Genomic DNA, 859 nt, shown 5'->3' on the forward strand with positions numbered 1-859 from the left:
CACGGGCGACCTGGTGCTGACCGACGGCACGGCCTCTGCAGACGGCAACGCCATCAGCGCCAATGGCAGCGGCAACGTGCTGGTGCAAGCCATCAGCGGCAACGTGCTCGCCAACGCCAACGCGGACATCCGCAGCGGCACGGGCAGCATCAGCGTCCTGGCCTCCGGCAGCATCACGCTGTCGGCCGGTGCCGATGTGCTGACCGGCGCAGCCGGCAGCATCGACGTGCTGGCGACCGCGGGCAGCGTGAGCATGTCCACGATCAGCAACCTCACGACCCAGACGGGCAGCCTCCGCGTGCAAGCCGGCACCGACATCACCGTCGGCCGCCTCAGCACGAGCGGCAACGCCAGCCTCACGGCCGGCGGCAGCCTGCTGGACGCGGACGCCAACGGCGACAGCGTCGTCAACATCGTGGCCGGTGGCCTGCGCCTGATTGCGGGCAACGCCATCGGCTCCGGCGCCAACGCGATTGAAACCACGGTGACCACGCTGAGCGCCCGCGCCGGTACCGGCGGCGTGTTCGTGACCGAAACCGACGGCCTCACCGTCGGCGACGTGACCGTCAGCATCGCCCGCGTCGGCGCCGACGCGCTGACCACGGCGGTGACCGACACCACCCAGTCCGACATCGCCACCACTGCCAACGGCAACGTGGTGCTGCGCAGCACCACGTTGCCGTTGGCAGTGGTGGCGATGTCGGACTGGGTGGTGTCGGTCACCGCCGTGGTCAGCGCGTCGGCGCCGACGCGGGCGATGCTGACGGTCACGTCGCCGACGGTGAGGACGTCGGTTGCGGTCACGGACACGCCGCCGGTCCCGGAGCGGGCGCTCAGGAGGGTGACCGTGGTTTCAAAA

Annotated in this window: 1 protein-coding gene; it reads left to right on the forward strand. The window is 70.5% G+C overall.

Annotated features, from left to right (window positions below; translation table 11 throughout):
• Window positions 1-859 (forward strand): hypothetical protein (locus tag NS331_RS26935; protein ID WP_193758208.1); only part of this gene is annotated, 859 nt, incomplete at both ends.

Origin of the sequence: Pseudacidovorax intermedius, assembly GCF_001476815.1 — a bacterium.
Lineage (GTDB): Bacteria > Pseudomonadota > Gammaproteobacteria > Burkholderiales > Burkholderiaceae_C > Xenophilus > Xenophilus intermedius_A.